The following is a 9950-nucleotide window of genomic DNA, read 5'->3' on the forward strand; positions in this document are numbered from 1 at the left end:
GACAATAGGTTATGAATGAGCTCAGAGAAAGTTTAGTTAAGTTTAATAAACTAACTCTAAAAATTATTAATAATATTAAAGAGGGAAATATAGATTCTATAGATAGTCTTATGGATGATAGACAGGAAATAATAAATCTTATTGAAAGCATAGATTATTCTAAAGAAGAATTTATAGAAATCTGTACTGAACTTAAAATAATAGAAAATAATAATGAATTAGAGAAAATGATTAAGAATAAAAAGGAAGAATTAAGAAATGAAATTGGTGAGCTAAAGGTTACTAGAAAAGCCAATAGTGGTTATAACCATAGGAACTCAAATGGCCTAATTTTCAGCAAAAAAATATAAACTATAATATTTTGTAAAATAATTTTATAAAAACTATAAAGTACATTTTAATTACCACGATATATAGAGTGTAAGGAAAATATACTACCTGAGTGGCCATGAGGGTGGTATATATCTTACAAAGGATAATTTAAAGATACAAAATAAACTAAAGTTTCACAGGGAAGTGGAACATAATTTCAAGGAGGGTATAAAAAATGATTATTAATCACAATTTAAATGCTATGAATGCTCATAGACAAATGGGAATAAACACTGGTAATAGTGCTAAAGCAATGGAAAAATTAAGCTCAGGTTTAAGAATAAACAGAGCTGGAGATGACGCAGCAGGACTTGCAATTTCAGAAAAAATGAGAGGCCAGATCAGAGGCCTTGACCAGGCTTCAAGAAATGCTCAAGATGGTATTTCATTAATTCAAACAGCAGAAGGAGCTTTAACTGAAACTCACTCAATACTTCAAAGAATGAGAGAATTAACTGTACAATCTGCTAATGATACTAACGTAACAGTAGATAGAAATAATTTACAAGCAGAAATAGAAGAATTAAGAGATGAAATAGACAGAATAGCAACTCAAACTCAATTTAACACTAAAGGTTTATTGGATGGATCATTATCAGGGGCAAGTAAGGCTGTTAAATTCCAAATCGGAGCAAATGCTAATCAAATGATTTCTTTAGAAATTGGCGATATGGGAGCAAGCGGATTAGGAATAAAAGATATCAATATAGATGGAACTAAGACAGCAGCTAGTATAAGTGCTCAAATTGCGACTATAGATAACGCTTTAAATACAGTTTCAGCAGAAAGAGCAAAACTTGGAGCTAACCAAAATAGATTAGAACATACTATAGCTAATTTAGATAACTCATCAGAGAACCTACAAGCAGCAGAATCAAGAGTTAGAGACGTAGATATGGCCAAAGAAATGATGAACTTCTCAAAGAATAATATATTACAACAGGCTGCTCAGGCTATGCTTGCTCAAGCTAACCAAGCACCACAAGGGGTTCTTCAGTTATTAAGATAAGTGACACTCTAAATCTTCGATTTAGTTAGTGGAACTTACCTGGACTATGTCCGGGTTTCCTTAATAGTTTTAATTTTAAATACAAGAAAGAGTCAGAAAAATTCTGACTCTTTTTAGTTTTAAAGTTTCTTTAAAATAGTTCGACTATAAATAGTAGTTAAAGTACTAATATTTGAGGTGGAGTTATGGATGTCTTTACAAAAGAAACTTTAAAAGAAATAAAAAACTTTAAAAATATAGATGAAGAATATTCTTTAGAAAAAAGTAAGGATAATAGATATATAATAAGAATAAAAAAAGATGGGAAAAAAATATATTTAGGTAGCAAATACAATGTTCAAAAAGATATAGATGATTTTTTGAAGGACTTAGAAGATATAACGTCTCAAAACATTATAGTGGTTTTTGGGTTATCCTCTGGAGAACATATAAAAGAGCTTTTAAAACATTTAGAAGAAGATAATAAAGTTTTAATAATAGAGCCTGATAAAAATGTATTAAATAAATTTTTAGAAATAGAGTATGCAGAAGAATTGCTTAATGATGATAGAATATCTTTGTCCATATACGAAAAAGAACATATAAAACATTTTCTTAACAATTATATAAATTCTATAAGTGTCAAAAATATTATAAAGCTTAAAATATCTAGTGGTTATGATGGGATTTATAAAAAAGAACTTTTGAATACTTATGACGCTTTTAAAAAACTTATGGAGAATTCATTAATGGATAATGCAACAACTAAATATTTTTCCCATATATTTGCTAAGGCTTTTATAAGTAATTTAAAACATATAATAGAAGCTACTCCTATAAATTATTTTAAAAATAAATTTATTGATAAGCCTGCCATAATAGCTTCAGCAGGGCCATCACTGGAGAAAAATGTCCATGAGTTAAAAGAAGTTCAAGATAAGTTTATAATAATAACGGGAGCTAGGAGTTTAAGTACATTAATTAAAAATAATATAATCCCAGATTTTATATGTATGATAGATCCTATAGAATTCAATTGTAAATTTATAGAGGATTATTTAGATTATAGAATTCCATTGATATTCTATGAAAATACTAGTTATATGGCTATGAATCTATATAAAGGACCTAAAGTATTATTTTCAGAAAACCCATTAATTTCTTCTATATTAGAGTATGATGTAGGAAACTTACTATCAGGAGGATCTGTAGCTCACAATTGTACATCTTTTGCTTCTTATATAGGATGTAATCCTATTATTTTTATAGGACAAGATTTTGCTTATACAGAGGAAAAGTTTCATGCAGATTCATCCGCATTTAAGGAAGATAATAAAGTAAGCAATAAAATAGATTTTATAGAGGTTAAGGATGTTTTCGGGAATTTAGTTAAAACAGATAGAAAATTAAATTTATATAGAACTAATATGGAAGAAATCATAAAATATTATAATAATAAAACCTTTATAAATAGTACTGAAGGAGGAGCACATATTGAAGGTACTATAGTTCAAACTTTAGATAGGACTATAGAGGAATATGGAAAGGAAAAAATACATAAAGAAAAAATTAAAGATATATTAAATCATCCTACTATTGTAGAAAAAGGGAAAATAATAGAGTATTTAGAGGAAAGCAAAGAAATATTAGAAAAAATATATAAGAAAGCGGAAATTGCGTTGGATTATTCTAATGATATTTATTTAGCTTATAGGCAAGGCAAAAATATTAATATAAACAATATAAATAAAAAGTTAGATGAAATAGATGAGTTTATAAAAGAAAGTAGAGAGAAAATAATTCTTATAAATTCACTATTGTTTGAAGTTACAGAAAATGTACTTTGTAACCCTGAATATATTTTGAAATTTGATGATAATGAGAGAGAAAAGGTCATAAAGGTGGCAGAAAAAAGCAGAGTATTATATAAGGGAATAAAGGATTCAATAAAGGAATTTACGCCTATTTTAGAAGAGGGGATAGAAAGTTTAAAGGAGGAGGAAATATAAATGGAGGAAAAATTAGAAGCTTTAGAAACAGCAAAAAATTATATAAATAATCTAAAAGAAGGTATTGATAAAATATATGGATATATATCTGAGGGTAAAGAAAATATGGCTTTAGCATTAATACCAGATGCTGCAGAAGGGATAGAGTGGCTATCGCAAGTATTAGTATTAACTAAAGATGTACATAAAAAGGATTTAGATATAAATGGATTAAATGACATATTAAACGAAATAGTAGAGGCTATAGAAAATGAAGATTATATATTAGTAGGAGATTTGTTTAAATATGAGATATATCATATAATGGATGAAATTCAAGAAGAAGTTAATGCGACTTTAGCTAATTAATAATTTAATGTGATTATCATAAGAAATTAAAGAGAGATAATATAAGTTAATTAAAAATTGTAATTAGTATAAGAAAATTAATTTAATAGGTTAATCATATATTAGGAGGTTTGGTAATGAAACCATTCATAACCATTGGCAAAAGAAAAATTGGAGAAGAATATAAACCGTTAGTGATTGCAGAAATAGGAATTAATCACGAAGGAAGCTTAGCAACTGCATTTAAAATGGTTGATGCTGCATATGAAGTAGGGGCAGAAATTATTAAACATCAAACACATGTTGTAGAAGATGAAATGAGTAAAGAAGCTAAAAATGTAATTCCAGGAAATACTGATGTTTCAATCTATGATGTAATGGCTAGATGTGCTCTATCAGAGAAAGATGAAATTAAATTAAAAAAATATGTAGAATCAAAAGGAATGACTTTTATAAGTACTCCTTTTTCTAGAGCTGCAGCCGATAGACTAGAAAGAATGGAAGTTATAGCATATAAAGTTGGATCTGGTGAAATGAATAACTATCCTTTACTAGATTATATTGCTTCATTTGGCAAACCAATGATTGTTTCTACAGGGATGAATAATATCGAAAGTGTGAAAAAAGCAGTAGAAATTTTAGAAAAAAGGAAAGTTCAATATGCTCTTCTTCATACAACAAATTTATACCCTACACCTCCAGAATTAGTAAGATTAGGAGCAATGCAAGAATTAAAAGAGGAATTTCCTAATGTAGTAGTAGGCTTATCTGATCATACTATTAATAATAATGCTTGTCTAGCAGCTGTAGTACTTGGTGCATCAGTATTGGAAAGACACTTTACAGATCGAAAGGATAGAACAGGACCAGATATTATATGCTCAATGACTCCAGATGAATTGAAGAATTTAATTATTTCATCAGCAGAAATTGCTAAAATGCGGGGAGGAAAAAAAGAAGCTGCTAAAGAAGAACAAGTAACAATAGAGTTTGCTTTTGCAACAGTTGTAGCTACTAAGCCTATTAATAAAGGTGAAGTCTTATCAAAAGAAAATATTTGGGTAAAAAGGCCAGGAACAGGTGAAATTAAAGCTAAGTACTATGAAAGCGTTATAGGTAAGAAAGCAACTAGGAATATACTAGAGGATGAGCATATTAAATGGTCAGATGTAAACTAGAGGTGATAAAGTGATATGAAAAAAAAAGTACTTTTTCTTACAGGAACAAGAGCTGATTATGGAAAATTAAAATCATTAATGAAAGAAGTAGATCAACATGAGGGTTTTGAATTGTATGTATTCATTACAGGGATGCATATGTTGTCTAAATATGGATCTACTTTTAGTGAAATTGAGAAAGATGGTTTCAAAAATATTTATAAGTATATTAATCAAGCCAGCAATTCAGGTATGGATATAGCTTTAAGCAATACACTTTTAGGACTAAGCAACTATGTTGCTGAACTTAAACCAGATTTGATTGTAATTCATGGTGATAGATTAGAGGCCCTTGCTGGAGCTATTATAGGATCATTTAACAATATTAAAGTAGCTCATATCGAAGGTGGAGAAGTCTCTGGAACTATAGATGAATCCATTAGACATGCTATAACTAAATTTTCACATTTGCATTTTGTTTCGAATGAAGATGCGAAAATGCGAGTCATGCAATTAGGGGAAAAAGAGGAAGATATATATATCATTGGTTCTCCGGATATTGATATTATGTATTCTTCTGATTTACCAACATTAGAAAAAGTTAAAAAAAGATATGACTTATTTTTTGAAAATTATTCTATACTTATGTATCATTCTGTAACAACTGAAATTCATAGATTAAATGAAAATGTAAAGGAGTTAGTAGATTCAATTCTTGAGTCAAAAGAAAATTATGTTGTGGTTTATCCTAATAATGATATTGGGACAGAAATTATATTAGAAGAATATGAACGTTTTAAAGATAATTCTAAAATAAAAGTCTATCCTTCTATTAGATTTGAATATTTTTTGACACTGCTAAAGAACTGTAAATTCATTATAGGGAATTCTAGTGCGGGAATAAGGGAGGCAGGTGTATATGGAATTCCAAGTGTAGATATTGGAAATCGTCAACAGGGAAGATATGATGTAAATAATGATCATAATATTATACATGTTAAAGAAGAAAAGACTGACATTTTAAATGGAATTTCTATGGTAAAACAAACAAAAGTAGGGGCAAATTCAATTTTTGGAAACGGTAATAGCCATAAAAAATTTATTCGTATTTTAGAAAAAAAAGAAATTTGGGAAAGAAATTTTAACAAAAAATTCGTTGATATAATGTAAGAAAAGAAAATGATATAAAGGATGATCGCTGAATGTATAAGAATAAGACATTTTTGGCTGTTATTCCTGCAAGAGGAGGCAGCAAAGGTATTCCTAAAAAAAATATTATTCAGGTAAATGATAGACCTTTAATTGATTACACTATTACAGAAGTATTAAAGTCTAAACATATTGATAGAGTTATTGTGAGCACAGATTCTCAGGAGATAGCAGATATATCAAAGAAATGTGGGGCAGATGTTCCTTTTACAAGACCGAATAGATTAGCAAAAGATGAAAGCAAAACAATAGATGTGATAATTGATCTCTTAAATAAATTATCTAGGCAAGATGAAAATTATGACTATTTAATTATTTTACAACCAACACAACCTCTTAGAAAAGCATTCCATATAGATGAAGCTATTGCTCTTATGGTAGATAACAAACTTCAATCACTAGTAAGTGTCAATGAAGTAAAGGAAAATCCAGTACTAATGAGAACATTTAATTCAGGTAATGAATTAGAGAGAGTATTAAAAATTAATAGCACTTTAAGGAGACAAGAGTTTCCAAAGTACTATAAAGTAAATGGAGCAATATATATTAACAAAATTGATGAAAACTTAAATTTAAAAACAAGTTTAAATGATAATAAGTATGCATATATTATGGACAAAAAATATGATTTAGATATTGATGAACCGTTTGATTTAGAAATATTAAAATTAAAATTAAAAGACTATTAGTTAAAAATTAATAGTTTTAACTTATTAGAAAAATTAAAAAGTTACATACTGTTAATTTTAATGAAGATATTACAAACAATGCAAATAATAATAGATTCAGAAAAATATCTAAATTAGATAATAGAGAAACAATAATTAAAAAGCAAAAATTATTAATAGTAATGGAGTAGAGAAAATAAAAAAGTAAGGGGAAGTAATAATGGATAATTTACTTTTAGTTTTTCCGCATAATGTCGAAGACATAGAAGAATGGAATAGTATAATAAATAAATTTGATGATGAGAATTATTATGTTTATATTTTAAATGATATAAGTACAGTGGAATTTGATATAGGTTATCTTCCAGATATTATAGAGTATCATAAAAGTTTACATACAGATATAAATAAAATTGTAATAATGTCTAACGCAAGAGACTTAATTTTATCTTGGTACAGGTGTTATAATTCAATGATAGATGATTTTATATATTTTATAGATGAAGATGAAAGTAATTTTTATATACCTGAGAATGAACATTTTGCTTTCTATTATAATTTATATGAGTTTAATGGAATAGATAAGGAAGAAATACAAGGTAAGATTTACTTAAATAAAAAAGATGAAAAAGTTTTACCCATATATTATGACGAAAAATACTTCGAATCTCTTTTTAATTTTGATTTTTTAAATAAAAAGGAAAATAAATTATTAAACAAAAAGTACCTATTTAATGATTTTGAATATACCTTTGTTTCTAATAAGGAATATAAATTGGATAATATTAAAATAGATAAATTTAATAAAAGGATTGTATTTATTAAAGGACAATCTCAATATGATGTATTGAGATTAACAACTGATTATAAGATTAAATTTTATAAAGAATTAGGATTTGAAGTAGATGTTTTAGATCTTTTAGATTCTAATCTTGTTGATAATATAAATCATATTATTATAAATAAAAAATGTGATTATATATCTTCAGCTAATTGTATAGGTGCAGATATAAAATTAAATAATGGGAAAAATTTATATGATGTATTAGATATACCATTTTTAGGAGGATTAGGAGATCATCCTGTAAATCAACTTAGTAGAATTATAAATTCTCCACGTAAAACTTTATTTATGTGTATAGATGAGGAAAATGTTGAATATTTCGGAAAATATTTCCCTGATAAAGAAATAGTTTTAATGAATGCTAATGGATCTTTTTCTGCTAATTATGAAAAAAAGAAGTTTAGCGATAGAAAAATTGATGTGTTATTTGCAGGTTCATTAATAAATCCTATTGATATAAAAAAGTCTTGGGAAAATTTGGATAGAAATTCTAAATTAATTATAAATGAGATATCAGATTTAGCCATAAAAGAGAAATTTCTTATAAATATTGATAATGAAATATCTAAAATATTTTTAAAATATCATATAAAAAATAATAATTTAAATTATAGAGCCTTAATTCATTCAGAAATTGAAAAATATGTTAGATTCTACAAACGATATGAGTTAATTAAAAAAATAGGGGAATCTGATTTAAATGTTGTTTGTATTGGTAATGTTAAAGAATATAATAAATTAAATAAATCAGGAAATTTGATAATAAAAGATAAAGTAGATTACCAATCATTACTTGAAACTATGAATGATAGCAAAATGCTCTTAAATATAAGTGGTCAATTATATAATGGAGCTACAGAAAGAATATTATCAGCAATGATTAATGGAGCTGCAGTTGTAACTAAAGAGGATAGATTTACAAAAAGTCATTTTAAAGATGGAGAAAATATAATATTGTATAATTTTGATACAATTGTTGATAAAATTAAATATTATATGGAAAATATTGATGATTTAGAAAAAATAGCTTTAAATGGACAAAGAGAAGCTATTAATAAATATGAGTATAGAATAGGTCTTAGTAAGTTGCCTAGGTATATGAAAAAGATAATAAAATAAAGGGATATCTAAAAATTAATACAAATAGTATTAAATATAAATAATTCAATAATGAATTTGTATCCTACTTATATATTATATATGTCATAGTCTTTAACTCTAAAGATGCAATCAAAGTAATGTTAGATGAGTTTACTCTTATTTAAGTTTTATGAATAGTATTTTTTGATAGTTTTGAAGGTTTATATTTTAATTACCATAAATGATGGAGAAGTATTGTGTGTAAATAAATAGTACATTTGTGTATAAAGACAATTTAAAATACAAAACAGATTAATTAGCAAATAATTAAAGTATACTAGGAGGAAAACATGAATCACTCAAATAGAAAAAAACTATTAATATTAGGAGGAAAACCTGTATCTTCATGCGATATAGTAAAATATGCTAAATCGCAAGATGTATATACAATTGTGACAGATAATTTAGATATAGAAAATTCTCCAGCAAAAAAAATTGCTGATGAAAACTGGAGGGTAAGTACAGCGGATATAGAATTACTAGAGAAATTAGTCCTTGATAATGGAGTTGATGGCATATTTACCGGTGTTCATGAATTTAATATTGTAAAAACAATGACTCTATGTGAGAAACTTAATTTGCATTTTTATTGCACCAGTAAACAATGGAATATTTGTTCAAACAAACAGCGTTTTAAACAATTATGTAAAGATAATAATATACCAGTAGTAAAAGAATACAAATTTGATCATAGTTTTAAACAAGAAGATTTAGCGGAAATTAAATATCCGGTTATAGTAAAACCCGTTGATAGCAGTGCGGGATCAGGTATTACAATTTGTTATAATGGGAATGAAATTACTAATGCTTACAAAAAAGCTTTATTATTTTCTAAAACAAAGAACGTGGTTGTTGAGGAATATATTAAAGGACAAGAATTCTCAGCCGTATATACATTAAAGAATGGTGAAATCAGTTTATCAAGTATGTGTGATAAGTATTTCAACTATGAAAATGGAAATAAGATTCCAATGCCAGAAGCATTTATTTTTCCATCAAGATACATTTATAGATATTTAGAAGAGCTTAATCAGAAAGTTATTAAAATGTTCAAAAATGAAGGTTTTAATAATGGAAGTTTGTTTTTGCAAGGGATTGTAAATGAAGAAGGATTTCATTTTTTTGAAATGGGATATAGACTTAGTGGCGGAGGTGCTTATAGGTTTATACAATGTATTAATGGAATTAATAATATGGAAATGATGGTAAACTATGCTCTGACCGGTAAAATGGATG

General features: G+C 26.8%; 9 protein-coding genes. All 9 read left to right on the plus strand.

Going from position 1 to position 9950, the window contains the following annotated elements; genetic code table 11:
- Positions 1-11 precede the first annotated feature (11 nt).
- On the plus strand, positions 12-350 hold the full coding sequence (locus tag RYO54_RS18215) for a flagellar protein FliT (protein WP_315121935.1): 339 nt from the start codon (positions 12-14) through the stop codon (positions 348-350).
- 197 nt (positions 351-547) lie between these two features.
- Complete coding sequence (gene hag / locus RYO54_RS18220; protein ID WP_315121937.1) at positions 548-1381, plus strand: flagellin Hag; 834 nt, start codon at positions 548-550, stop codon at positions 1379-1381.
- Between the two features lie 185 nt (positions 1382-1566).
- Complete coding sequence (locus RYO54_RS18225; RefSeq protein ID WP_315121938.1) at positions 1567-3369, plus strand: 6-hydroxymethylpterin diphosphokinase MptE-like protein; 1803 nt, start codon at positions 1567-1569, stop codon at positions 3367-3369.
- Positions 3370-3717 carry a hypothetical protein gene (locus RYO54_RS18230; RefSeq protein ID WP_315121939.1) on the plus strand — a complete coding sequence of 116 codons (348 nt, stop codon included), beginning with the start codon at positions 3370-3372 and terminating at the stop codon, positions 3715-3717. It begins immediately after the preceding gene.
- A gap of 116 nt (positions 3718-3833) precedes the next feature.
- Entirely contained in the window at positions 3834-4874 is a 1041-nt protein-coding gene (neuB, locus tag RYO54_RS18235; RefSeq protein WP_315121940.1) for an N-acetylneuraminate synthase, read from the plus strand.
- A gap of 15 nt (positions 4875-4889) precedes the next feature.
- Positions 4890-6023: a UDP-N-acetylglucosamine 2-epimerase gene (gene neuC / locus RYO54_RS18240; RefSeq protein ID WP_315121941.1), complete on the plus strand. Its 1134-nt coding sequence runs from the start codon at positions 4890-4892 to the stop codon at positions 6021-6023.
- Positions 6024-6055: 32 nt separating this feature from the next.
- Positions 6056-6751: an acylneuraminate cytidylyltransferase family protein gene (locus RYO54_RS18245; protein ID WP_315121943.1), complete on the plus strand. Its 696-nt coding sequence runs from the start codon at positions 6056-6058 to the stop codon at positions 6749-6751.
- A gap of 199 nt (positions 6752-6950) precedes the next feature.
- Positions 6951-8693, plus strand: coding sequence for a glycosyltransferase (locus tag RYO54_RS18250; RefSeq protein WP_315121944.1), 1743 nt, complete (start codon positions 6951-6953; stop codon positions 8691-8693).
- 311 nt (positions 8694-9004) lie between these two features.
- Positions 9005-9950, plus strand: a 946-nt coding sequence (locus tag RYO54_RS18255; RefSeq protein WP_315121945.1) for an ATP-grasp domain-containing protein, incomplete at its 3' end; no start/stop codon positions are given.

The sequence above is a fragment of the uncultured Clostridium sp. genome, assembly GCF_963515715.1.
In the GTDB taxonomy this organism is placed as follows: Bacteria; Bacillota; Clostridia; order Clostridiales; family Clostridiaceae; genus Clostridium_AW.

What these genes read in the sequence shown, in the direction of transcription:
- neuB (WP_315121940.1), top strand. Translation starts at nt 3,834, where the DNA reads ATGAAACCATTCATAACCATTGGCAAAAGAAAAATTGGAGAAGAATAT.
- RYO54_RS18215 (WP_315121935.1), top strand. Translation starts at nt 12, where the DNA reads ATGAATGAGCTCAGAGAAAGTTTAGTTAAGTTTAATAAACTAACTCTA.
- neuC (WP_315121941.1), top strand. Translation starts at nt 4,890, where the DNA reads ATGAAAAAAAAAGTACTTTTTCTTACAGGAACAAGAGCTGATTATGGA.
- RYO54_RS18225 (WP_315121938.1), top strand. Translation starts at nt 1,567, where the DNA reads ATGGATGTCTTTACAAAAGAAACTTTAAAAGAAATAAAAAACTTTAAA.
- RYO54_RS18245 (WP_315121943.1), top strand. Translation starts at nt 6,056, where the DNA reads ATGTATAAGAATAAGACATTTTTGGCTGTTATTCCTGCAAGAGGAGGC.
- hag (WP_315121937.1), top strand. Translation starts at nt 548, where the DNA reads ATGATTATTAATCACAATTTAAATGCTATGAATGCTCATAGACAAATG.
- RYO54_RS18250 (WP_315121944.1), top strand. Translation starts at nt 6,951, where the DNA reads ATGGATAATTTACTTTTAGTTTTTCCGCATAATGTCGAAGACATAGAA.
- RYO54_RS18230 (WP_315121939.1), top strand. Translation starts at nt 3,370, where the DNA reads ATGGAGGAAAAATTAGAAGCTTTAGAAACAGCAAAAAATTATATAAAT.